The sequence below is a fragment of the Methylobacter sp. BlB1 genome, from assembly GCF_015476545.1.
Lineage (GTDB): Bacteria > Pseudomonadota > Gammaproteobacteria > Methylococcales > Methylomonadaceae > Methylobacter.
The window spans coordinates 1-22517 of the sequence record NZ_JADMKV010000017.1 but is presented as its reverse complement, the minus strand read 5'-3'; the positions used below and the strand labels follow the sequence as shown (position 1 = coordinate 22517).

Here is a 22517-nt window from a genome sequence, read left to right as displayed (position 1 = left end):
CTGGGCTTACAAACTGTAGTACAAATCAAATTCTACAGGGTGCGTGCTCATACGCAGACGAGTGACTTCTTCCATTTTCAGTTTGATGTAGCCGTCAATCACATCGTTAGTAAATACGCCGCCGCGGGTCAGGAATTCACGGTCTTTGTCCAGAGCATCCAAAGCTTGGTCAAAGGCGTGACAGACTTGTGGAATTTCTTTCTCTTCTTCCGGCGGCAGGTCGTACAGGTCTTTATCCATGGCATCGCCAGGATGGATCTTGTTCTGAATGCCGTCCAGACCAGCCATCATCATTGCTGAGAATGCCAAGTATGGGTTTGCGGTTGAGTCAGGGAAGCGTACTTCGATACGACGACCTTTAGGGTTTTGTACGTAAGGAATACGGATGGAAGCAGAACGGTTACGTGCGGAATAAGCCAGCATAACAGGCGCTTCAAAGCCTGGAACCAGGCGTTTGTAGCTGTTGGTTGACGCGTTTGTGAAGGCGTTCAGGGCTTTTGCGTGTTTAATGATACCGCCGATGTAGTACAGGGCTGTTTCAGACAGACCGCCGTATAAGTCGCCTGAGAACAGGTTTACGCCGCCTTTAGACAAGGATTGGTGTACATGCATGCCGCTGCCGTTGTCGCCAACCAGGGGTTTAGGCATGAAAGTGACCGTTTTGCCATAAGCATGCGCGATGTTCGAGATAACATATTTCAGTTGCAGTACTTCGTCGGCTTTTTTAACCAGCGTATTGAATTTTACGCCGATTTCGCATTGGCCCGCTGTTGCCACTTCGTGGTGGTGAACTTCAGTCTGCATGCCCATTTCTTCCAGCGTCAGGCACATTGCAGAACGCATGTCCTGGAATGAATCAACCGGTGGCACAGGGAAGTAACCGCCTTTAACGCCTGGACGGTGACCGATGTTGCCGTCTTCATAGACTTTTTCCGAGTTCCAGCCGGCTTCCTGTGAATCGATTTTAAAGAAAGAGCCGCTCATGTCGGCGTTCCAGCGGACGTCATCGAAAATGAAAAATTCGTTTTCAGGACCAAAGAAAGCGGTATCGGCGATGCCGGTTGATTGCAGGTAGGCTTCCGCGCGTTTGGCGATAGAGCGAGGGTCGCGCTCGTAACCTTGCATGTTGCTTGGCTCGATGATGTCGCAACGCAGGATCAGCGTGTTGTCATCAAAGAACGGATCCATGACCGCAGTAGTTGGATCGGGCATCAGGATCATGTCGGATTCATTGATACCTTTCCAGCCGGCAACTGACGAACCGTCGAACATGTTCCCTTCTTCAAAGGTATCTTCATCAATGGTATGAGCAGGGAATGTGACATGCTGCTCTTTGCCGCGTGTGTCACAAAAACGAAAATCGACGAATTTCACGTCGTTTTCTTTGATCATTTTAAGTACTTTTTCTACAGACATTTACTTTGTCTCCTGGATGGTCTTGAACGGATTATTATAAAAGGCAAACGGTATAACATACCTTTTTTTTTATAGCTTAGCCACTAAAAAAGGGCGCAACAAGCCCGGTGTTAGTGCGTCGCCTGAAACATGAAACACGTCCTTGTGTTGCATAAAATTAAGAGTCGGGGGTTAAAAGCGAACGATTGCATCGGCTGAAATCAGGACTTGGTTATAGCTTAAGCCATCATTATATGCCGCATTTCCATTTGAATGATCGTATCTGACTTCAGGGCGTAACGTCAGCCAGGACATGGGTTTGTAGTTCATGCCTACAGTGGCCGCCAGATAATGGCCTTTGTTGCCGTTGACCCTGATGCCGTCTTCGTCGCGGAACCATTCAAAGCGTGCGCCAACGCCAACTTTGTCGGACACATCATAAGTCAGGTACTGGTTGATGCCATACCATTTTGCTGGGTCAGCGCTTTGCGATTTTTCTTCTATACCCATATCGTGTTGCAGTTTGTAATGCAGCTTGTCGGTGATGTCATGGCTTAGCAATATGGTATACAGCGTACGGTTGTGTTCGTCATTTTTGTTGACATCGCCGGTAATCAAGGTAAATGTCAATGATGTTTTTTCATCGTCGGTCGTGTAAGTAGCCCCGCCTAGGAAATTAGCCGGTTCCTGAAAGAATGAATCCCATCCCGATACAACACCGGCGGAAATACTGATGTTTTCGTTAACAGGATAAGACGACAGGATGCCGGTATGCGTAAATGGTTCGCCATATTGCATCGTGTAGGCATGAGAGAAGAAAAAGTTATCAGGCGCGGTGACAACCTCGAAGCCGTGGGGCGTATAGAAATGGCCAATTTTGGTCGTGATACCGTTGCCGACAGGCGCGAAAACCGTCGCATAGACTTGCGGGAACGCGAGTTTGTAGAGGCGCGAGGAGCCATCCGTGATCAGGTTGTCGTCAAAGTTGGCTTGCGTGGTGTAGAAGGCGTCTATGCCATAGGCGATATCGGCCCGAAACCCCACATCCCATTGGCTGCCTTCGGCGTCAACGGCTCTTTCGATAAAGCCGTACAATTGATGGGCATTGAATTCGTTGGCGCGATTGTTGAATGTGACAGGGCCGTTTGTTCTGCTTTCAGGATCATCAGGATTGCCCGCGATACCGGCCGAGACCCAGCCGCCGACATTGATGCCCAGGTTTTTCATGGGCGCTGTTTCATTAATATTGAAACCGGTCAGGCTTTCAACCGCCCCTTTGTCGTCGGCCTGTGTCAGCGATGAGCAAAGCAGGGCGCTGCATAAGGTAAGCGGCCAGCCGTTATATTTTTTGTGATGAGTCAGCATAAATATTGCCTTTTGTCAGGTTCTTATCAAGCATCCCAGGAAAATCATAAACTTGGGATGCCAAGTTAATCTAAATTTTAAGTCCATTGGTAAAACTAATTTCAAATATAGTTGTTTGTATCCCAAAATGTGGTTTTATTAATACACTTAACATCATAAATGCAAGATGCGGGCCAAATATGCTTAAGCAGGATTGCCTTGATAAATATAAAGAATCAGGCAGAATTAATATTATCGGCTTGAGTCAAAATGGTGCAAAGAAAAATTATTTGATCCATTTTGGTGCATAAGGTGTTACTGGCTGACTCTGTATTTCAGTCACAAGGAGTGCGCAGAACATAAGTTATGCCAATGAATTTTTTGTTTCACTGCAGACATTAAGTTGAATCATTATCGGCGTTAGCTATGCTTCAAAGCAAATCAATTGGCCGGAAGAGCTTTGCAATGATTTCAGGCATACATGGTTCAGGGCGAATATAAAGTTCGGATGATTTAATACGGTATTTAAGCTTCAAAATGGTGCTTATAAATCCCTATTTGCACTGGAGTTGTGCGGCCTTTTTTCAAAAAACCTCAGCTTTATCAGCATTTATCGGGATTTTTTTTCTTGGCACAGTCTGTGCATTGGATATTCCAACAGTTAACGTAAGCAATGAGGTGTTGTATGAAACTGATAACCGCTATTATCAAACCCTTCAAGCTGGACGACGTCCGCGAAGCCCTTTCCGATATAGGCGTTTCCGGTGTCACAGTGACCGAAGTCAAAGGATTTGGCCGCCAAAAAGGACATACCGAACTTTACCGAGGAGCTGAGTATGTGGTTGATTTTCTGCCTAAAGCCAAAGTGGAAGTCGCGGTAGGCGATCAGTTGCTCGATCAGGCCGTAGAGGTGATCACCAAAGCGGCTAGCACAGGCAAAATCGGAGACGGCAAGATTTTCGTCACCAATCTGGAGCAGGTGGTCCGGATCCGCACCGGCGAAACCGGCGATGAAGCATTGTAATTTAGGGGGAAATATGAAAAGACTCTTACACACCTTTGTACTGTTTATGTTGCTGAGTTTTGCGGGGCTTTCAGTCGCGGAAACGGAAGCGGTGTTAGTGGAAACCGCGCCAGCAGTAGCTACGCCGATCGAAAAGGGCGATACCGCCTGGATGATTGTGGCGACTGTGCTGGTCGTTCTGATGGTTGTGCCCGGCCTGGCGTTATTCTATGGCGGCATGGTGAGGGCCAAGAATATGCTGTCTATGCTGATGCAGGTGTTCGTGATTTTTTCGATGATGGCGCTGCTGTGGGCGATTTACGGTTACAGCATCGCATTTACAGAAGGCAACGCTTTCTTCGGCGGGTTCAGCAAGATGTTTCTTAAAGGCATAACACCGGACTCGGCAGTCGGGACGTTCAGCAAGGGCGTCTATGTGCCTGAATATATTTATGTTGCCTTTCAGCTTACCTTTGCCGGCATCACGCCCGCGTTGATTGTTGGCGCCTTCGCCGAGCGTGTCAAGTTTTCAGCCGTACTGCTGTTCATGCTGATCTGGTTTACTTTCGCCTATTTGCCTATGGCTCATATGGTCTGGTACTGGGCGGGCCCTGACGCCTATACCGATGCAAATGCTGCTGAAGCCGCCGGTGCTACGGCAGGGTTCCTGTTCCAGAAAGGTGCGCTGGATTTTGCCGGAGGTACGGTTGTACATATCAATGCCGGCATAGCCGGCCTGATTGGCAGCCTGATGATCGGCAAGCGTATCGGCTATAAAAAAGAATCCCTGGCGCCGCATAGCGTCACGATGACCATGGTCGGTGCGGCCTTGCTTTGGGTCGGCTGGTTTGGCTTCAATGTGGGTTCCAATCTGGAAGCCAACGGCTTGGCCGCCCTGGTTTTTGTCAATACGCTGCTGGCCAGCGCGGCCGCAGCCTGGGCATGGATGACGGCCGAATGGGCGGCTCGGGGCAAGCCCAGCATGCTGGGCGCGGCTTCGGGCGCTATTGCTGGGCTCGTCGCCATTACGCCCGCCTGCGGTTGGTCCGGCCCTATGGGCGCTATTGCCCTTGGACTGGTTTCTGGCGCTATCTGTTTCTGGTCGGTAACCAGCCTGAAAAGCCGGCTCGACTATGATGACTCGCTGGATGCATTTGGCGTGCATGGCATCGGCGGCATTATTGGCGCCCTGGGCACAGGCATTGTTGCCAGCCCGGCATTAGGCGGCACCGGCGTTTGGGACTATGTCACCAACAGCGTGGCCGAATACAGTATGGCCAGCCAACTCGCAAGCCAGGCATGGGGCGTTGGCGTGGCGATCATCTGGTCCGGCCTGGTGTCTTTCATTGCCTATAAGATCGTGGATATGCTGATCGGATTGCGAGTCAGCGAAGAAGTTGAGCGGGCTGGTCTCGATGTCTCGGAGCACGGCGAATCGGCTTATAACCTTTAATTTTTGGGAGCTTTAGGATATCTGGGTAAACCGGGTGTTTGAAGCATTATGAAACGGTGAATAAAAGTCATAGACATCGGATAGAAGATGGGCGCGTCATGCGCCCGTTTTCGTTTGGATTGATACGGGCTTCCCGGCATGCCCTGGCGGCCGGGCAATTGTATGTTGACTGATAATTCACTATGATGGCTGTTGATGTTATCCCTAATTTTCTTTTAATAATCGAGAGAAATCATGAAATTAATCACAGCAATCATTAAACCGTTCAAAATGGATGACGTAAGAGAGGCGTTATCTGAAATCGGCGTCTCCGGCGTGACGGCCACCGAAGTTAAAGGCTTCGGCCGTCAAAAAGGTCATACCGAGCTCTATCGGGGGGCAGAGTATGTGGTGGATTTTCTGCCTAAAGTTAAGCTGGAAATCGCGGTGCCGGACAGTATTTTGGATAAAGCGGTAGAAACAATCGTAAAAGCGGCCAGTACCGGCAAAATCGGTGATGGGAAAATCTTTGTCTCCAATTTGGAACAGGTGATTCGAATCAGAACGGGCGAAACCGGGGAGGACGCTATCTAATTATGTCAGGAATAGAATGTCATTTAAATCGGGTGAACTGTCTTTAGTTTTATTATTAGTGCCGGAACTGGCTGTAGCCGGCGAGTTGAACCAGGCCAATACGGCCTGGGTATTAACATCCACGACGCTGGTATTGTTTATGACGATACCGGGATTGTCGCTGTTTTATGGCGGCCTGGTCAGAAGCAAGAACGTGCTGTCGGTTTTGATGCAGTGCTTTACAATTACCTGCCTGGTTTCCATACTCTGGCTGGCCGGCGTCTATAGCCTGATTTTTGCCGATGGCGGCGATCTGCAAAAGCTGATAGGCGGCACATCCAAGTTGTTTTTACCGGGTATCGGCACCGAGTCACTGACAGGCGATATCCCTGAAACAGTTTATTTCATGTTTCAAATGACATTCGCGATTATTTCGCCGGCATTGATCGTCGGCGGTTTTGCCGAACGCATGAAGTTTTCGGCGATGCTCTGGTTCAGCGGTTTATGGTTAATTCTCTGTTATCTGCCGGTCTGCCATTGGCTCTGGGGCGGCGGCTGGCTGGCCGACCTGGGCGCAATGGATTTTGCCGGCGGCATTGTGATCCATGTCAATGCCGGCGTTGCGGCCCTGGTGGCGGCGCTGGTGCTGGGGAACCGGCGCGGTTTTCCAACCACGGCCATGCCGCCGCATAATATGACCATGGTGGTGACCGGCGCCGGCATGTTGTGGGTCGGCTGGTTCGGTTTCAACGCCGGCAGCGCCTTGACGGCCAACGGCAATGCCGGCATGGCGATGCTGGTCACGCATATCGGCGCGGCGTCCGGTTCTTTGACCTGGATGTTTATCGAATGGCAACATTTTGGCAAACCCAGTGTCTTAGGCATTGTGACCGGCATGGTGGCCGGGCTGGGTACTATTACGCCGGCTTCCGGTTTCATAGGCCCCGCCGGCGCTCTGGTTATCGGTATTACTGCTGGCATTGTGTGTTTTTATGCCACGCACTACGTGAAGCGCACGCTGAAAATCGACGATTCATTGGACGTGTTTCCCGTACATGGCGTGGGCGGCGTTACGGGCTCATTGTTGACCGGCGTGTTTGCGGCAAGCGGCCTGGGCGGCCTGGGACTGGCTGACGGCGTATCGATTATGGATCAGGTTGGTGTTCAGGCTTTGGCGATTGCCGTAACGGCAGCCTGGAGCATTGTTTTCAGTTATCTGATATTGAAAGTGCTGGATAAACTGATAGGCCTGCGGGTAACTGCCGATGAGGAGGTGCAGGGGCTGGACATTGTGTTGCACGAAGAGACCGGCTATCAGGATCTATAAGTTAAATCTCAGTGTTTTGTCACAAAAAAGGCGGCGCTAGAGGTCGCCTTTTTTGTTTAGAATGGTTGCAGATGAAGCTGATCTGAGCGCAGGGGCTTATGATAAAGACACGGAAAACAGTATCCATCATTGCAAAGGTTTTATTGGCAATCGCTATCGTGCTGGCTGTCTATGCCGTGGCCGGTTTTTATGTTGTGCCGGCGGTATTGAAGTCGAAGCTGCCTGACGTCATTGAGCAGCAAACCGGCAGGAAAGCATCCATCGAAAAGATTCAGTTTAACCCGTTTTTACTGTTTGCAAGTTTGGAAGGCATCGAGGTTCAGGAGAAAAATGGCCAGCCTTTTGCCGCTTTCGATCGTTTTCATTTCAATGTCAACGCGCTTGAATCCATCAAGCAATCCGTATTGGTTATTGATGACGTGCGGCTGGAAAAGCCTTTTGTCCATATCGCCAGACGAAAAAGCGGAGACTTCAACTTTACAGATTTAATCAAGGAAAAAGCTGAAGCCCAACAGGAAGAAGACGAAATATTTCCTGTAACGATTAGAGTACTGTCCGTGACGGAAGGAAGACTGGCTTATGAAGATGCATCGGGCAGCCGGCCGATAAAAGAACAGATTTTCCCGATCAATCTCCAGATAGACAATTTCTCGACAGTGGTCGATAAGCTGTTCAACTTAAGTTTGTCGCTCGTGCTGTCTCCGGGCGGTCAGTTTGACTGGCAGGGCACGGCTGGCGTTAATCCGGCTGTTTCGGAAGGCAGTATCAAGCTCGACAAGATCAAATTGCAAAAAATCCTGGCGTTGGGCAGACAGAAAAACGCTCCGATTGAATTAAAAGGCGATGAACTGCTGACAGTCACTTACAAGATCCATTCGTTAAAGGAAAAGGGACGCTTCGGCATAGACTTGTCGTTAGTGTTGAATACAGGCGAGCATCTGGAATGGCGGGGGACACTAAATACCGAGCCTTTGTCCTCGGAAGGCCATATCAAGCTGGAAAAGGTGACGCTTGAAAGAGTCCAGCAGCTGATGGTGCAGGATACTGTGCCCTTTAATTTAAAAGGCGAGGAACTGCTCGAAGTCGATTACAAAGCCAGTTATACGAACGACAAACTCAAGCTGGTGGTCAGCCAAGGGCGGTTTGGCATCCGAGATTTCCAGTTCTTGGAACAAAAGCAGGACAAAGCCTTGATTAAAGTGCCGAGCTTTTCGGTGCGCGGAATCGATCTGGACCTAAACCGGCAACAGGTCGGAATTGATTCTGTTTCAGCCGATGGCGCCGATGTGCAGGCCTGGCTGAACGCCGATGGCATGGTCAATTACCAAGCTTTGTTTGCGCCTAATAAAGGCAATGATCAAGCTCCCAATTCCGCACCTCAACCGGCAGCTGCTGAAAAAGCGCCCTGGAAGCTTAAAATCAACAGCATTGCACTCAATAACTCAGCGCTGGCTTTTGAAGATAGAACGCTGAAAAACCCTGTTGCAGTGAAACTGTCCGGCGTCAATTTCAAGCTGAACAATTTCAGCACTGAAGACGGAAGCAGCCTGCCTTTTCAGCTCAACACCGATGTTAATAAGAATGGATCGATAGCGCTCAAAGGTGATATGGTCATGAAGCCTTTTTCTGCCCGTACATCCGTCGATGTCAAGAATATCGGTCTGGAGCCCTTTCAGTCTTATTGGGAAAAGTTTGCGCGGCTCGATCTCATGGACGGCAAGTTCTATATGGATGGCAAGCTGTCGGTCGCGCTACAGGAACAAAAGCCGCCTGACATCAAGTTTGAAGGCGAAACCGGAATTGCCGATCTATTGACGCGCGATCAGCTGGTCAATAAAGATTTTATCAAATGGAAAAATCTGGCCTTGAAAGATGTCAAGGCGGACATGCTGGCGGAGCGTTATACGGCCGGCACACTGGCTATCGATAAACCTTACGCAAGGGTAATCATTGAGAAGGACAAGTCGATCAATTTTAACGACGTTATCGTTGACGACAAAAAATCCGAAACGGCGCCGCCGGCTGCCAAAAAAGCATTGAAGGCTAAAGAAGCATCGCCGGCTAAAACAAAGGGATCGGCCGATCATAAAAAACTTTATTTTAAAATCGACCGGATTCGGGTGACAGACGGCTCGTCTGACTTCGCCGACTTATCGTTGATATTGCCTTTTGCGGCAAAAATTACCGACCTCAATGGCGGCGCCGGCGGATTCTCCTCGGAAGAAAAGTCTCGTATCAATGTCGCTTTGAAAGGCAGGGCCTACGATCTGGCACCTGTCGACATCAAAGGGGAAGTCAGTCCGTATCAAGGCGATTTCGATTTGCAAATGAATTTTCGCGGCATGCCGATGCCGCTGATTTCGCCTTATATGGTGGAATTTGCCGGCTATAAGGTTGAGAAAGGCAAGATGACGCTGGGGCTGAAATACACCGTCGAGGACGGCAAGCTGACTGCCTCGAACAGCATTCTGATAGACCAGTTAACGTTAGGTGAGAAAGTGGAAAATCCCGATGCCGTGTCCTTGCCGCTTGAATTGGCCGTAGCGCTGCTGAAAGATTCCGAAGGCAAAATAAAGATCGATGTGCCCATTACCGGCAGCCTCGAAGACCCCAAATTCAGCATCGGCGCGATCATTAAGGATGCCTTGGTGAATATCATCACCAAAATCATCAAGTCGCCGTTCAATGCGCTGGCTTCCTTGGCTAATGGCAAGGAGGATCTGAGCGCGATTAATTTTGCCGCCGGCAAGGTTGAACTGGATGAACAGCAGCAGGAAAAATTGAAAAAAGTCGCCAAAGCGCTTCAGGAGCGCCCGGCGCTGGAGGTTGAAGTGAAAGGTGCTGCTTTTCAGGAGCAGGACTGGCCGGCCCTGACCGATGACGCCCTGCTGGATCAGCTTAAGCAGAGGCGGGCGGCCGAGATAGATAAGGAGGGCAGCAGAAAGATACGCGCAGAATATATCGAACTGTCCGACGAACAATACAAGCGCTTGCTGGCGGATATGTTTATCGAGAAGTTTCCGTTGCTGGCGGACAGATCGTTTTTCGGCGCGCCGCGCTTAAAGGATTCGAAAGCCGGCGATTTTTATGAAGTTGCCAAGCAGAAGCTGACCGCCGCTATCCAGCCGGAAGAACGGCGGCTTAAAGAACTGGCCGCGGACAGGGCTCAGGCGATTGCACGGTATCTCGTTCAGCAAGGCGGCATAGAGAATGACCGCGTGTTTATTCTCGATACCGCGGTCGATCCTAAACGCGAAAACAGTGATATCGTCAGCACATTGTCCTTGAAAGCCCGGTGATGCCTTAAGGAGTGTCGGTTAAAAATAACTTTCCGATTCGTCGATGAAGCCAGCGCTTATGCAGGGGCGAATTTACTTGCGCCCTTTGGGTATTCGCCCTGGGCGACTGCCAACAGTAGGCGCTCCAGGCGAAGTCGCTCCCCACACTGTTGTTTGTCAAAATTCAGGAAAGTTACTTCCCGCCTTATCCTAAGCTAATGCAGAAAGCCCGATTTCTTCATCAGTCAGATAGCAACCCGGATCTTCAGCCCAGGCATTGCCCGATGTCTGCTGGGCCCTGACCCGGGTGTTGCCGTTGCAGATGCGCTGGAAATGACAAGTTGCGCAGCGGCCTTCCAGCGGTCTCGGGTTCTGCTTAAGCCCGGCCATCAGCGGATCGGAGACATCCATCCAGATTTCAGAAAAAGGGCGCTGCCTGACATTGCCCAGATCGTAATGCCACCAGAATGTGTCCGGGTGTACATTGCCGAGATTGTCAATGTTGGCCACATTGACGCCGGAGGCATTGCCGCCCCATTGCTCCAGCTTGGCCTTGATATGGTCGACTTTGTCGGGGAATTTCCGGGCGACCCAATGCAGGAAGTAGACGGCATCGGCATCATTATTGCCGGTGACGAATTCGCGGTCCTTGCCGGCCTTGAGCCATTCATAGCTGGTCTCGAACAGCAGATCCATGGCGGTCCGGGTCATCTGGAAATGCGCGTCATCCTTACGGTTCCGGTTGCCGCGGCCGCCGTAGTTCAAGTGCGACAGGTAGAACTTGTCGATATTATGGTCATCCATCAGTTGCAGCAAGGCCGGAAAGTCCTGGTAGTTGTCCTGCGTCAGCGTGAAGCGGATACCGACCTTGATGCCTTTTTCCAGGCACAGCTGCACGCCGCGCAACGCCTCGTCAAACGAGCCCGGCATGCGGCGGAATTGGTCGTGCGTGTCCTTGATGCCGTCCAGGCTGACGCCGATATATTGATAATCGATCGCGGCGATTTCATTAATATTGTCGGTCGTAATCTTCGTGCCGTTGCTCGATAGTGCGACATAAAAGCCCATGTCCTTGGCGCGGCGCGAAATATCGAAGATGTCGGGGCGCAGCAACGGTTCGCCGCCCGACAGGATCAGCACCGGCACTCTGAACGCCTTCAGATCGTCCATGACCGTATAGATTTCCTGCGTGCTCAGCTCGCCGGGAAAATCGATATCGGCCGAAGTCGTGTAGCAATGCTTGCAGGCCAGGTTGCAGCGGCGGATCAGGTTCCAGATGACGACCGGGGCGGCCGGCTTGCGGGCCGGTTTTATCGGCGTCGGGGTAATCAGTTCCCGCATATAGTGGCTGAGTCTGAACATGTTATGAGCCTGTGGAATCGGAAGGGCGGCTGCGAAAACCGGTCTTTTTCAGGATTTTCGTGCTGTACAGCACATCGCAGCCGCGGTTACAGTCGCCGAGCAGATCGGCAATTTGCTTGATTTGCCGGTCAACGTCGGCTTGGGTTTTGCCATGCACCATCGCAAACAGGTTGTAAGGCCAGTCGGGCAGATGCCGCGGGCGATGGTAGCAATGGCTGACGAACTCCAGTTGCCCGACTTGCCGGCCCAATTCGTCGATTTTGTCATCGGGTATGTCCCAGACGGTCATGCCGTTGTAGTGGTAGCCCAGTTTATAGTGATTGGGCACGGCGCCGATGCGGCGGATGACGCCGCTGTCCTGCATGGCCGACAGGCGTGCCATGACCTCATCGGCAGTCAGATTCAGTTTTTCGGCAATCGTCTGGTAAGGCTCCGGCGTCAAAGGCAGGCCGGCCTGTGTGGCCTCGATAAGTTTGCGGTCTGTGGCATCGAGCATAATCAGGCTTCCAGCTTCAGGTTGACGAAATACTCTTTTATTTTCGGCATATTGTAGACGGTCAGCCCGGTTTGGCGCTCTATCGCTTCAATGGTCTGCTGGACCTGTTCGGGCGTTTCCGTAGCAATCACGAACCACATATTCAGAGTGTGGCGGCGCGCGTAGTTGTGAGCCACTTCAGGAAAGGCATTGATGATATCGGCGATTTCATCAAACCGGTCTTCAGGCGCTTTAACGGCGGCCAGAGTAAGCGCTCCGCCCATCTGTTCGGCGTTATAAAGCGGTCCGAAGCGCGTCAATATACCGTTGGCGCGCAGGTTTTGAAGCCGGGTCAGCAGTTCGGCTTCCGTGATATTGAGCGCCAAAGCGACTTGCCGGTAGGGCGCATCGCAAGTTGGAAAACCGCCTTGCAACGCATTGATGATTTTTTTGTCCAGATTATCCATGGGCTGCTTCCGCGTCAGCTACAGTTACGATGTTTTTGTAGACAGCGCCGCGCTGCTTGAAGCAGCGGCGGCTGAACAAAACTTCATGGTCAAAGCCCGCCAGACTGCAAGCGTCGGCAAGCTGTTCGAGTTGTTGCAACACCGTGGCTCTGTCCTTGCCGTGGATCATGCAAAACAGATTATAAGGCCAGCTCGACCGTCTCGGGCGCTGATAGCAGAGCGTCACGAACGGAAAACTGCTCATGCGGGCGCCCAATTGCTTGACCTGATCGTCGGGTATATTCCAGACAACCATGGCATTGGCGCGGTAACCCAGCTTCCGGTGTTTGACGATGACGCCCATGCGCTTGATGAAGCCCTGCTGTTTCAACCGGGCCAGGCGCTCGATCACTTCCGATTCGGGCATGCCGCAACAGCGGCCGATTTCGGCATAAGGCCGGGGGCAGACGGGCAGGCCCGTCTGTATGCGCCCCAGCAGTTTAAGATCGCGGCTGTCAATCATTATTCAGGTCCAGCTTAAAGCCTAAATCGATAAAAAAATCATCCAGCAAGGGCAGTTGCATGACTTTGTAAGCGGTTTCCTGTTCGATGGAGGCAATCACATCCTGCAGGTGGGCGGCATCGGAGGCGATGATGACGAACCAGAGGTTGAACCGGTGCTCGCGCTCGTAATTGTGGTTGACTTCCGCATAGGCGCTGATTTTGTCGGCGACTTCCTGCAGCCGCTCTTCAGGCACGGCCATCGCGGCCAAGGTACTGACACCGATGTGGTTGGGCGGAATGACAGGTCCTATGCGGCTGATAAAGTGGCTGTCATGCAGATCGTTCAAGGCTGAAATCACATCATCCTCGGTAACGCCCAGCGTATCGGCAATGGCCTGATAGGGGCGTTCCGTGAGCGGGAAGTCATGCTGGAAATCGTTCAGCAATCGCTTGTGCAAAGACGTCAGCATGGCATTACAGCCCTATCTGGTGCGCTCGCGAGCTGAAGAAAATGCCGCTGGGCGTTTTTGCCGGCAGACGGGCGATTTCGGCAAGTGTTTCGGTATCGTAAACGACCAGCTGGTTGTCGTCCCGTACGGCTACCCAGACCTGTTCGCCGCGCGGCGTGAATTCCATATGCAGGACCGCTTTGCCCGGCGTCAGGGTTTTACTGATGCTCAGGTCCTTGGTGTCAATGACCTGCACCAGGCTGTTATCGGGGAAAGCAAAATTAACCCAGATTTGCCGGGCATCGGGCCTGGCTCTGACGAAAACCGGCTGTCCGGCCACCGGAATGGCTTTCACCAATTGCCATTGGCGCTTGTCGATCACCAGCACTTCGTGTTTGCCGATGGCGGGTACGAGCAGATAATCGCCGGCTATGGCCCAACCTTCAAGATGCGGCATTTTATAGACCGGCAGTTTTTCATCGGTTTTGCCGTATTCCGGCAGTATGTGTTTGGCGCCTTTCGAGATGTCCCACAAGTCCAGCAAGGCCAGGCCGGGCTCGCCGAACAGGCCGGCAATGTAGTAACGGCCGTCCGGCGAGATCAGTGCGTCATACGGCTGCTTGCCGATATTCTTGAATTTTTGCACATCGGGCTGTTTCGGATTTTTAAGGTCCAGTACCCAGATTTCGCCGGCATCGAACAGACTGAAGACGAAGCGCTGTCCGGGCGCGTCGACGATGCCCACCACTTTGGACAGTTTGCCGTCGTCATATTCGGCCGGGATATCGGCGATCAGTTCCAGTGTGTCGGAAGAAAAAACCTTGACGCCGCCGGGCGTGTAATTGGATACGGCGATAAAGCGGCCATCCTGAGAGATAGCGCCGCCGATGCTGTTGCCGGCCTGGACGATGCGTTTGGCGATGGCATCATTGAGCAGGTCGACTTTGGTCAATCCTCCGTCGCGGCCGAAAACATAGGCATAGCGCTCGTCGCGCGAGAAGACGACCGAGGCATGCGATAAATCCCCCAGCCCTTCGATTTCAGCCAGCTGTTTGTGCTCAGTACTGTTGATGATCAGCGCCTTGCCGTTTTCGCGTTGAATAACGATGCCTAAATCGCCGGTAGCGCGCGGTTCAGCAACGGTGTTGAGGGAAAATGCGAGGCCTAGAATGGGGATTAGCTTTTTCATATGAATAAAATAGTGCGCTTGCGCACTTTAAAGTTTTGGACAAGGCAGGATGCGCGGACGCATCCTGTTGCTTAGTATGGATTAATGCTCGGGATTGCGTAAAACTTTAACCAGCCAGAGCGCTTCATCGCGGTTGATAAATTGTTGCCAGGGCGGCATGGCTGTGCCTTGGCGGCCGTTAAGAATGGTATCGGCCAGAAAATCATCCGATTTCCCGGCCAATGCCTCAGGCAACAGGGCAGGGCCCAGGCCGCCTTTTAACGTCAAACCATGACACGCTCCGCAATCATGCTTGAGCATGTTGCGCAGCGCGTTTTGCCTGTCTGTTGACGGTTCGCCGGCAAGTGCTGTACCGGAAACCCATATTAACAGCAGCAGTTTTCTCATGCGTACTTACGGTTTCAGCTTTGAATAATAGGCGGCTACATTGTCGATATCATTATCGCTTAATGAACCGGCAATATTATTCATGATGTCCGATACGCGCGTCTTGTCGCGGTATTGCTTCAGTGCCGATTTCAGATACTCGGCATCGCGTCCGGCCAGCGGCGGAAAAGGCGCGCCGGAGGACGGGGTGGTAACGCCGTGGCACTGTGCGCAGGTGGAAGCCGCAATCGCGTGGCCCGCATAGATGCTAGCCGCACTAGCGCTTTGGGCGACGGCCAGACTTGCGATCAACACGCTGGAGAGAGCAAATATTCTCATTATTTCGCCCCTTCCATTTCATCCGGAGAAAGACCGCGAGTCATGTATTTAACACGGCCGTGCGAGAAAATACCGGCCGGGCTTTCCATCCGGACAGAAGCGACTTTTTTCAGCGAGTTGGAATCGTAGACCACGACTTCATCGCCGCTGTAACCGGCGCTGACATACAGGAATTTGCCGTCCGCGCTGTATTCAGGGAAATACGCATGACCGCCGACATCCAGCGTTTTCACGACTTCCAGTGTTTTCTTGTCGATCAGCTGAACTGTGCGCGCGCGCCTGTCTTTGCTGATGATGTCCACGGCTACGTAAGGCGCGTTAGCGTGTGCGGCCGGTGATTCGGTGCCGCCGGACACAGGAATCTGCTTGACCACTTCCATGGTATCCAGATCCCAGACGCTGACGACCGTTTTGTCGCAATCGCCGAAGTTGGTGCCGAAGCCCAGCGTGCGGCCGTCAACCTTTACGGCCGAACCGCCGCCTACGTGCGGCACGCAGCCCGCTTCCAGTTTCTTGATGATTTTGCGGTCTTTCAGGTCAATTGCGGCGACAATGCTGTCATCGTAAGAAGCGATCATCAGTTTGCGGCCGTTATGGGTCAGGAACGCATCATGCAGATGGCGGCCGACATCGGTGATTTTAGTGACAGGGAAATCCTGATCTTTTTTCAAGTCCACCACCCAGACCTGGCCGGCATTTTCCAGCGCAATGGCGAAGATATCGTCATAAGGCGTGCCGATCACCATGCCGGAATCGGAGGTAACCATTTTGCCGTCCGGATCGACGCCTTCCAGTTCAAAGGTCTTCAAAGGTTCCAGCGTGTCGGCGTCCAGAATGACGGCGTTGTGCGGCACAAATGAGCCGGCCATGATGTATTTGCCGTCGCGCGATACGCCCATGCCCGGGCCGTTAAAGCCGGTTTTGACGCTGCGTACGGCCTTCATGGAATACAGGTCGATTTTGTAAATTTCCGCCGTGTCGGTTTTTACGTAAGCCCAGCGTGGATTGGCAGGATTGTAATCGATGATATGCGCCGCTGTGACGGTTGGGACTTCGCCGATTTGTTTATGCGTCGTGCTGTTGATGAAGACGGCCTTGGAGCCTTCACCGCGCCCGTATTTGCCGCGCGCCGCCACACCGATGACGTCATCCATGCTGTTGATCTCATAAGTCGGCTTGTCAGGCAATGTGCTTTCGTCTTTGACGTAGACTTTCAATGACGATTTTATATCGTCAATTGTCCAGGCCGGGTTATCCAGCTTGGGGGTTTTTTGCAGATGGCTGACCAGGCCTCGGATCTGGTCGTCCGTTAAGCGGCCGTAAAACGGAGGCATCAGCGTATCGAAGCTTCCGGTCATGATCAAAGAGCGCAAAGCGGTAGGGCTGCGGCCTTTCAGTGTGTCGGCATTCAGCGCCGGGGCCAGGTAACCGCCATGATCGGCGCCGTGACAGCTCGCGCAGTTGTCTTGATACAACTGGTGCATGTTGTCATCGGATTTCGCCTGTACGGCTAAAGGTAAAACGAGAGCCGTTAAACCGGCAATGACTGATTGGGACAGAAGCTTTTTTGTGTTTTTCATTCTCTAAGGACTCCAGGTAGTATTGAATCAATATTATCCAATAAGTATAAAAAGCTCAAGTTTGATTACGATCATTGTTTTTTTGCAATGAGTGAGTCCAGAGCCATAGCCGGTAAGACAGCATAATGGCCAGAATGGTCGAAGCGCCAAGAATGAAGTCCTGATGACGGATGACGAGGTCTTTTATTTGAGCCATCATTGGCGGGTTGATTTCACGATAGAGCAGAAAACAGCCTAGGATAAAAACGAGTATGCCAAAGCCGCGTTTTAAATGCTGGCCGGGGATCTTGCCGGACAAACTGCTGCCGATAAAACTGCCGATAATGGCGAAAGCTGAAAACAGTGCCGTTATGAATATGTCGATGGTCATGTGGCTGGCGTGCCCTGCCAGGGCCGCCGAGGATTGAATCACCATAATGAACAGCGATGTGCCTATGGCGGCGTGTATGGGTAAGCCCACCAGATTATTGAGCGCCGGAACCATCAGGAAACCGCCGCCTACTCCGATCAAGCCTGTCACCGAGCCTACCAGAAAGCCGTCAAGCATCAGCGCTATGAGCGGCAAATGCTTAGGACAGGGCTTCTGTAAGGGTAGTCGGTTGGGCTGTAAAGGCTTAGGTGTTTTTTTACTGCGCAGCATCGACAGTGAAGCGGCCAGCATAATGACTGCAAACAGTACCAATAGCAGCGAGTCCGGAACATAGGCCGCCAGTCGGCCGCCGAGAAAGGCGCCGATCATGCCGGTCAGACCGAAGGCCAGCCCGGCCGTCCAGCATACCTTGCCGCGGCGGGCATGGTTGACTACGGCTATCAAACTGGTCAGACAGACGACGATTAATGAGGTGATGATCGCGTTTTTAGCCGATAGGCCTGCCAGATAAACCAGAACCGGCACGGTCAGTATTGAGCCGCCGCCGCCCAAAAGGCCCAGCAGAACACCGATCAATAGGGAAAGCGCAATTAACACCAGCATCGTTAGCCTTGTATGACTTGGCTTTGTTTATCCAGCTGTCCGCAAGCCTGATTGGCAGGCAGCGCTTCATCAATATATTTAGGGTAGGCCAGATTCAGATTCGCCATGATTTTGATAAATTCATCGCGCGTCTTGCCGCCGCCCAAGCGGGCATTGGTCGCTATTTCCTGTTTAATCGTGGACACGGTCTTGCCGTTGTAATCATGGCCGGGATAAAGCAGCGTGTCAGGCGGCAGCGTGAAAAGTTTTTGCGTGATGTTGTCATACAGCATGCCGGCATCGCCCTGTTGGAAGTCCGTGCGCCCGCAGCCATTGATAAGTAAGGCATCGCCGGTAAAAACACGGTCTCCGATCACGTAACTGACGCAGCCCGCAGTATGGCCCGGCGTATGGAGAACAAGTATTTCAACCTCGCCGACCTGAAGCGGCACGCCGTCGGTGACCAGCAAATCGGCGCACATGGCGCCGGCATCGCGGTGCACAACGCTTTTACTGCCCAGCGTGTCTCTCAATTGACCGGCGCCGGTGATATGATCGGCATGGACATGCGTTTCCATCGTGTAGATCAGCGTTAATTCCAGTTCATTCAAAAGCGCCACATAGCTATCCACTTCGCTTGCGACAGGATCAATCAGAACGGCTTTTTGAGTGAATTCGCAGCCGATGAGATAGCTGTAGGTGCAGGTGTCGGGTTCAAAAAGTTGCCTGAAGATCATAGGGTTAACCTCTATATTTAAGTAAATAATAAAAAACTAATATATTATAAAGCAATACCTGCCAACATTCGATAATGCTTTAAAAATTGGACTATGTCTGTAGGCTTTTATTTCATTCGAGTGATCTGATGCTGAATGGTTTGGAAATTGACCTCAGCTTGCAGCCAATGAAAGGCAGGCGTCATATAGTCCAGGTGCAGGAATCCGATGCTTTGCGATGACTTAGCCGAATTTCAGTTTTTCTATGGAGTTGGTCATAGCCGCCTGACAGCCGTATGAACTATCAGAAGCGATGAAATATAGCGGCTGATAAGATCTGGAGTTTTATCAGCCGATACCCTTGCAAAGACATTTATGCGGTATATTTAATGTTTAACGAGCAGCCATAGGCGGAACGTCACGACTCGTTTGTCCGATATAAAGCTGTCTGGGGCGGCCGATTTTCTGTTCCGGATCAGATATCATTTCATCCCAGTGCGAAATCCAGCCGACGCTGCGTCCCATGGCAAACAAGGCCGTAAACATATTGCTGGGGATACCCAGGGCGCGGAGCACGATGCCTGAATAAAAATCGACGTTCGGGTACAGTTTTTTCTCGATGAAGTATTCGTCTTCCAGAGCGATGCGTTCCAGTTCCAATGCCAGCTTGAATAACCTGTCGTCATGCAGTCCCAGTTCGCTAAGCACTTCATGGCAGGTCGCCCGCATTAGTTTGGCGCGCGGGTCGTAATTCTTGTAAACGCGGTGGCCGAAACCCATGAGTCTGAACGGATCGTTTTTATCTTTGGCTCGCTTGATGTAAGAATCGATATTCGAAACATCGCCTATTTTTTCCAGCATATTCAACACTGCTTCATTGGCGCCGCCATGCGCGGCGCCCCACAGACAGGCAATTCCCGAAGTGATGCAGGCATAGGGATTGGCGCCGCTGGAACCGGCGAGGCGTACCGTCGACGTGGAGGCATTTTGTTCATGATCGGCATGCAGAATCAGGATTCTGTCCAATGCCTTCACCAGAATCGGGTTGGGCTCGAAGTCTTCACAAGGCGTGGCCAGCATCATGCGCATGAAGTTTTCTACATAAGTCAGCTTGTTTTGCGGATACATGAACGGCAGGCCGATGCTGTACTTATGGCTCATGGCCACGATAGTGGGTATTTTCGCGATCAGGCGGATGGCGCAAAGGTCGCGATCATTCTTATTGGTAATATCCAGGGCATCATGATAGAAGGCTGACAAGGCGCCAACTACGCCGACGATGATGGCCATCGGGTGGGCATCACGGCGAAAGCCTTTAAAGAAATTGGTCAGCTGGTCATGCACCATCGTATGCTTGGTAATAGCATTTTCAAACTGCTTCAATTGATCACTGTTTGGCAGTTCGCCGTTCAACAGCAAATAGCAAACTTCCAGAAAAGTGCATTGTTCCGCCAATTGTTCGATGGGATAACCACGATACAACAATATGCCGGCTTCACCATCAATATACGTTATCTTGGAAGAACAGCTGGCCGTCGAAGTGTAGCCAGGATCATAGGTGAACATACCGGTCTGTTTATATAGTTCTTGGACATCGATGACATCGGGCCCCGTAGTGCCTGATAAAACAGGCAGCTCACATAGGGGCTGAGTCTCCTCATTAACTAGGGTAACTCTGCGCTGGTTAGTCATGGTACTGATCTCCATTATAAAAATGTTACTTCATGACGGTATCACAAAGCTCAATAATGTTTAAACAGAAATTACATGCCCAGCAGTTTGACCTGTTTAAAGAATGATAATTCGAAATGCGGAAGGATAATGCTCAGATGAAATGTCGTTTACTGAGGAAAAAATAATAGGAGACTATCTTGTCTTCTCACTGCCCGATGCTGAAATTAGGGGATAAAAAACTGTTTTAGTGAAGGCTGTGAAGTATGGCTAAATTTCAAATAGGTAATTGAGTCTTTTTTGTATGGCGAGATTGCCGTAATTCCAAGTAAACCGTAACATAAAACCGATAAATAAAATGATTGAAGCCATAAGCATACTCAAAATAAAGCTGATAAACACGATAACAGCCAGTAAACTAAACAAAGCGTTTTTGCAGAAGTCATACATTGGAAAGCCTCACCAAATTAGTCAAAGTTTACTATTTGTGCCGGTCTAACAGTGCGGATCAATTTGCACCTACACCGCAGCTGCACCACAATAAAACTAAAACAGCACAGAGATCGATTCGTGCGTGACATCAGATGCTTAAGGTAATTCTCCAAACTGAAGTTCCAGCGCCATTTAAAAAAGAAACCGGTTTCCAAACTTAAAGAGTAATTAACAGCTGTTTTAGTTTCATTCTCTTCATGGATATAAACTGCGCCAAATACATATTTTTTTAAAAAATCACGCCAAGCTGTGATTGAACAAAGCATGAGGGGCCGAGATTTTGGTAAGGAGAAGATAACTCTATCTGTCTCCCCCAATTGCAAAAGTCAAAGATTAGCCCAAATAGATCATTGCTCTGAAGGTGGGGTTAACCAAGATCGAGTTCATGTAGTATTGATTCGATATTTATTTGACAGTAGGCTTGGGCTTTCCTATAGTATCGATTCACTACCAAGTGAGAGGGTATTTATGAGGGCGGTAATTTCCATCATGTCTTACTGGTTTAGAGCAAAGCAGAGTGTGACTAATGCCAATGATCGTGCAATATCAGTATGAAAACGTTCTCTTTGCGGAAATTACTGAAATATAAATAAAAAGATGCTTCAAGAATGATATTTGGTTCCGGTACAGGTTAAATTTCGGGGCTTTTTCATTAACTGTGACGCATCCACAGACAACTGCTAAATATAAAGGTGCAAAAATGAACGATGAATCACAAACAAAAGATAAATTCTGGCTGTATGTTGGCGGCATAACATTTGCTTTATTGACGGTTTTGATCCTGGTTAAGAAAAGCGAGGATGATAAGTTTGCTCCGATCAAAGAGCAAATACAAGAAGAAGCCGCCCTTATGAATATTCGCGTTTTAAACTAAATTCTTGGTGCGCAGGATGTTTTAGTGATCCCCGTCTGCTGTTTTCTGCAGTAAGGCGGTATGTCATGGTCTGAAGGCAACACAATATAGAAGATATAGCGTATCAACGATCGCTTAAAATAATAAATAATGAGGAGAGAATTATGAAACTTAACTTGATAGGCCTAGTGGCGGCATTATCGCTTTTTTCAGGCGGCGCATCGGCGACGGAGTATGTTTACAGGGATCTTATGGCCAATACGCTGCCTTCTGCAAAGTGCGAAGCAAAATCTGCGGCGATTGAGACTGCATCGAAGCAATATAATGTAAACAGATACAGCAAGAAGTTCTGCCAAACACAAGGTTATGGCTGGCATGTCGAAGAAGTGAAAAATCTTGGCACGCCCGTCTGTGAAGAATGCACGGATGGCGCCAACAAAGGCTTGGCTCAATGTCATTTGGAAGATATGGTCGTTACCTGTAAACGCATTAAGCCTGGTTCGGTAGGCATGTTACCCGGAAAAGGCTAACAATACAGACGAATGGCAAGAGATCCGGATGGGCCTCTTGCCCATTCTGACGGTATAAATCGGGCGCTGCTTCAGCACTCGTTTTTCAGATATCGTTTGAAAGCTTTATCGTTTTGAAAAGGACATGGCTTTTCTGCAAACAAATAAGCGGCGTTGCGCTCAGAGTGGGCCCAATCTTGCCAAAATGGTATTGTTAATTAATTATAGTATCCAATTCACCGTTCCATTTAAGCATCAAAAG

General features: G+C 50.6%; 21 protein-coding genes. 7 read left to right on the top strand and 14 right to left on the bottom strand.

The genetic code is table 11. The features are described 5' to 3' along the window. Positions 1-6: 6 nt before the first annotated feature. Both glnA and IT781_RS08745 read right to left on the bottom strand, forming a co-directional pair. Positions 7-1416, bottom strand: coding sequence for a glutamate--ammonia ligase (gene glnA, locus IT781_RS08750; RefSeq protein WP_194969773.1), 1410 nt, complete (start codon positions 1414-1416; stop codon positions 7-9). A 171-nt stretch (positions 1417-1587) separates the two neighbouring features. Further along, positions 1588-2760: a porin gene (locus tag IT781_RS08745; protein WP_194969772.1), complete on the bottom strand. Its 1173-nt coding sequence runs from the start codon at positions 2758-2760 to the stop codon at positions 1588-1590. 664 nt (positions 2761-3424) lie between these two features. Here IT781_RS08745 and glnK point away from each other — a divergent pair. The 5 genes from glnK to IT781_RS08720 all read left to right on the top strand — a co-directional run bounded on the left by glnK (position 3425) and on the right by IT781_RS08720 (position 10373). Then, positions 3425-3763, top strand: a complete 339-nt coding sequence (gene glnK / locus IT781_RS08740; RefSeq protein ID WP_194969771.1) for a P-II family nitrogen regulator — start codon at positions 3425-3427, stop codon at positions 3761-3763. Between the two features lie 13 nt (positions 3764-3776). After that, positions 3777-5195, top strand: a complete 1419-nt coding sequence (locus IT781_RS08735) for an ammonium transporter (protein ID WP_194969770.1) — start codon at positions 3777-3779, stop codon at positions 5193-5195. 234 nt (positions 5196-5429) lie between these two features. Next, on the top strand, positions 5430-5768 hold the full coding sequence (locus IT781_RS08730) for a P-II family nitrogen regulator (RefSeq protein WP_194969769.1): 339 nt from the start codon (positions 5430-5432) through the stop codon (positions 5766-5768). A gap of 16 nt (positions 5769-5784) precedes the next feature. Then, complete coding sequence (locus IT781_RS08725; protein ID WP_194969768.1) at positions 5785-7074, top strand: ammonium transporter; 1290 nt, start codon at positions 5785-5787, stop codon at positions 7072-7074. Between the two features lie 98 nt (positions 7075-7172). Further along, entirely contained in the window at positions 7173-10373 is a 3201-nt protein-coding gene (locus IT781_RS08720; RefSeq protein WP_194969767.1) for a DUF748 domain-containing protein, read from the top strand. Positions 10374-10562: 189 nt separating this feature from the next. Here IT781_RS08720 and nirJ read toward each other — a convergent pair whose 3' ends face one another. The 12 genes from nirJ to gltA all read right to left on the bottom strand — a co-directional run bounded on the left by nirJ (position 10563) and on the right by gltA (position 20422). Beyond that, on the bottom strand, positions 10563-11714 hold the full coding sequence (nirJ, locus tag IT781_RS08715; protein ID WP_194969766.1) for a heme d1 biosynthesis radical SAM protein NirJ: 1152 nt from the start codon (positions 11712-11714) through the stop codon (positions 10563-10565). 1 nt (position 11715) lies between these two features. Continuing rightward, positions 11716-12210, bottom strand: a complete 495-nt coding sequence (locus IT781_RS08710) for an AsnC family transcriptional regulator (protein ID WP_194969765.1) — start codon at positions 12208-12210, stop codon at positions 11716-11718. A 2-nt stretch (positions 12211-12212) separates the two neighbouring features. Next, positions 12213-12656 (bottom strand): Lrp/AsnC family transcriptional regulator, encoded by a 444-nt coding sequence (locus IT781_RS08705; protein WP_194969764.1) that lies wholly within the window; start codon positions 12654-12656, stop codon positions 12213-12215. Further along, positions 12649-13158 carry an AsnC family transcriptional regulator gene (locus IT781_RS08700; protein ID WP_194969763.1) on the bottom strand — a complete coding sequence of 170 codons (510 nt, stop codon included), beginning with the start codon at positions 13156-13158 and terminating at the stop codon, positions 12649-12651. Before IT781_RS08700 ends, IT781_RS08705 begins: the two co-directional genes overlap by 8 nt. Then, positions 13151-13609, bottom strand: a complete 459-nt coding sequence (locus tag IT781_RS08695) for an Lrp/AsnC family transcriptional regulator (protein WP_194969762.1) — start codon at positions 13607-13609, stop codon at positions 13151-13153. The genes IT781_RS08700 and IT781_RS08695 overlap by 8 nt, the downstream gene beginning before the upstream one ends. 4 nt (positions 13610-13613) lie before the next feature. Continuing rightward, complete coding sequence (locus IT781_RS08690) at positions 13614-14777, bottom strand: cytochrome D1 domain-containing protein (RefSeq protein WP_194969761.1); 1164 nt, start codon at positions 14775-14777, stop codon at positions 13614-13616. Between the two features lie 81 nt (positions 14778-14858). Continuing rightward, a complete protein-coding gene (locus tag IT781_RS08685) occupies positions 14859-15164 on the bottom strand; it encodes a cytochrome c (RefSeq protein ID WP_194969760.1) in 306 nt (101 codons plus the stop codon). Between the two features lie 6 nt (positions 15165-15170). Continuing rightward, positions 15171-15482, bottom strand: coding sequence for a cytochrome c (locus tag IT781_RS08680; RefSeq protein ID WP_194969759.1), 312 nt, complete (start codon positions 15480-15482; stop codon positions 15171-15173). Further along, positions 15482-17062 (bottom strand): nitrite reductase, encoded by a 1581-nt coding sequence (locus IT781_RS08675; protein ID WP_194969758.1) that lies wholly within the window; start codon positions 17060-17062, stop codon positions 15482-15484. Before IT781_RS08675 ends, IT781_RS08680 begins: the two co-directional genes overlap by 1 nt. Before the next feature lie 55 nt (positions 17063-17117). Beyond that, positions 17118-18035, bottom strand: coding sequence for a sulfite exporter TauE/SafE family protein (locus IT781_RS08670; RefSeq protein WP_194969757.1), 918 nt, complete (start codon positions 18033-18035; stop codon positions 17118-17120). 2 nt (positions 18036-18037) lie between these two features. After that, the gene (locus IT781_RS08665; RefSeq protein ID WP_194969756.1) at positions 18038-18751 is read right to left on the bottom strand and encodes an MBL fold metallo-hydrolase; all 714 of its coding nucleotides are present in this window, start codon (positions 18749-18751) and stop codon (positions 18038-18040) included. A gap of 372 nt (positions 18752-19123) precedes the next feature. Then, positions 19124-20422, bottom strand: a complete 1299-nt coding sequence (gene gltA, locus IT781_RS08660; protein ID WP_194969755.1) for a citrate synthase — start codon at positions 20420-20422, stop codon at positions 19124-19126. A 1171-nt stretch (positions 20423-21593) separates the two neighbouring features. Here gltA and IT781_RS08655 point away from each other — a divergent pair. Then, the gene (locus tag IT781_RS08655; protein WP_194969754.1) at positions 21594-21767 is read left to right on the top strand and encodes a hypothetical protein; all 174 of its coding nucleotides are present in this window, start codon (positions 21594-21596) and stop codon (positions 21765-21767) included. A 143-nt stretch (positions 21768-21910) separates the two neighbouring features. Then, positions 21911-22276, top strand: coding sequence for a hypothetical protein (locus tag IT781_RS08650; RefSeq protein ID WP_194969753.1), 366 nt, complete (start codon positions 21911-21913; stop codon positions 22274-22276). Positions 22277-22517 lie beyond the last annotated feature (241 nt).

Bases quoted from the DNA above. Each gene is read 5' to 3' on its own strand.
- IT781_RS08745 (WP_194969772.1), bottom strand. From the start codon at position 2,760: ATGCTGACTCATCACAAAAAATATAACGGCTGGCCGCTTACCTTATGC.
- IT781_RS08680 (WP_194969759.1), bottom strand. From the start codon at position 15,482: ATGAGAATATTTGCTCTCTCCAGCGTGTTGATCGCAAGTCTGGCCGTC.
- IT781_RS08720 (WP_194969767.1), top strand. From the start codon at position 7,173: ATGATAAAGACACGGAAAACAGTATCCATCATTGCAAAGGTTTTATTG.
- IT781_RS08685 (WP_194969760.1), bottom strand. From the start codon at position 15,164: ATGAGAAAACTGCTGCTGTTAATATGGGTTTCCGGTACAGCACTTGCC.
- IT781_RS08670 (WP_194969757.1), bottom strand. From the start codon at position 18,035: ATGCTGGTGTTAATTGCGCTTTCCCTATTGATCGGTGTTCTGCTGGGC.
- nirJ (WP_194969766.1), bottom strand. From the start codon at position 11,714: ATGTTCAGACTCAGCCACTATATGCGGGAACTGATTACCCCGACGCCG.
- glnK (WP_194969771.1), top strand. From the start codon at position 3,425: ATGAAACTGATAACCGCTATTATCAAACCCTTCAAGCTGGACGACGTC.
- glnA (WP_194969773.1), bottom strand. From the start codon at position 1,416: ATGTCTGTAGAAAAAGTACTTAAAATGATCAAAGAAAACGACGTGAAA.
- IT781_RS08695 (WP_194969762.1), bottom strand. From the start codon at position 13,609: ATGCTGACGTCTTTGCACAAGCGATTGCTGAACGATTTCCAGCATGAC.
- IT781_RS08650 (WP_194969753.1), top strand. From the start codon at position 21,911: ATGAAACTTAACTTGATAGGCCTAGTGGCGGCATTATCGCTTTTTTCA.
- IT781_RS08665 (WP_194969756.1), bottom strand. From the start codon at position 18,751: ATGATCTTCAGGCAACTTTTTGAACCCGACACCTGCACCTACAGCTAT.
- IT781_RS08705 (WP_194969764.1), bottom strand. From the start codon at position 12,656: ATGGATAATCTGGACAAAAAAATCATCAATGCGTTGCAAGGCGGTTTT.
- IT781_RS08730 (WP_194969769.1), top strand. From the start codon at position 5,430: ATGAAATTAATCACAGCAATCATTAAACCGTTCAAAATGGATGACGTA.
- IT781_RS08735 (WP_194969770.1), top strand. From the start codon at position 3,777: ATGAAAAGACTCTTACACACCTTTGTACTGTTTATGTTGCTGAGTTTT.
- IT781_RS08690 (WP_194969761.1), bottom strand. From the start codon at position 14,777: ATGAAAAAGCTAATCCCCATTCTAGGCCTCGCATTTTCCCTCAACACC.
- IT781_RS08700 (WP_194969763.1), bottom strand. From the start codon at position 13,158: ATGATTGACAGCCGCGATCTTAAACTGCTGGGGCGCATACAGACGGGC.
- IT781_RS08675 (WP_194969758.1), bottom strand. From the start codon at position 17,062: ATGAAAAACACAAAAAAGCTTCTGTCCCAATCAGTCATTGCCGGTTTA.
- IT781_RS08725 (WP_194969768.1), top strand. From the start codon at position 5,785: ATGTCATTTAAATCGGGTGAACTGTCTTTAGTTTTATTATTAGTGCCG.
- IT781_RS08655 (WP_194969754.1), top strand. From the start codon at position 21,594: ATGAACGATGAATCACAAACAAAAGATAAATTCTGGCTGTATGTTGGC.
- IT781_RS08710 (WP_194969765.1), bottom strand. From the start codon at position 12,210: ATGCTCGATGCCACAGACCGCAAACTTATCGAGGCCACACAGGCCGGC.
- gltA (WP_194969755.1), bottom strand. From the start codon at position 20,422: ATGACTAACCAGCGCAGAGTTACCCTAGTTAATGAGGAGACTCAGCCC.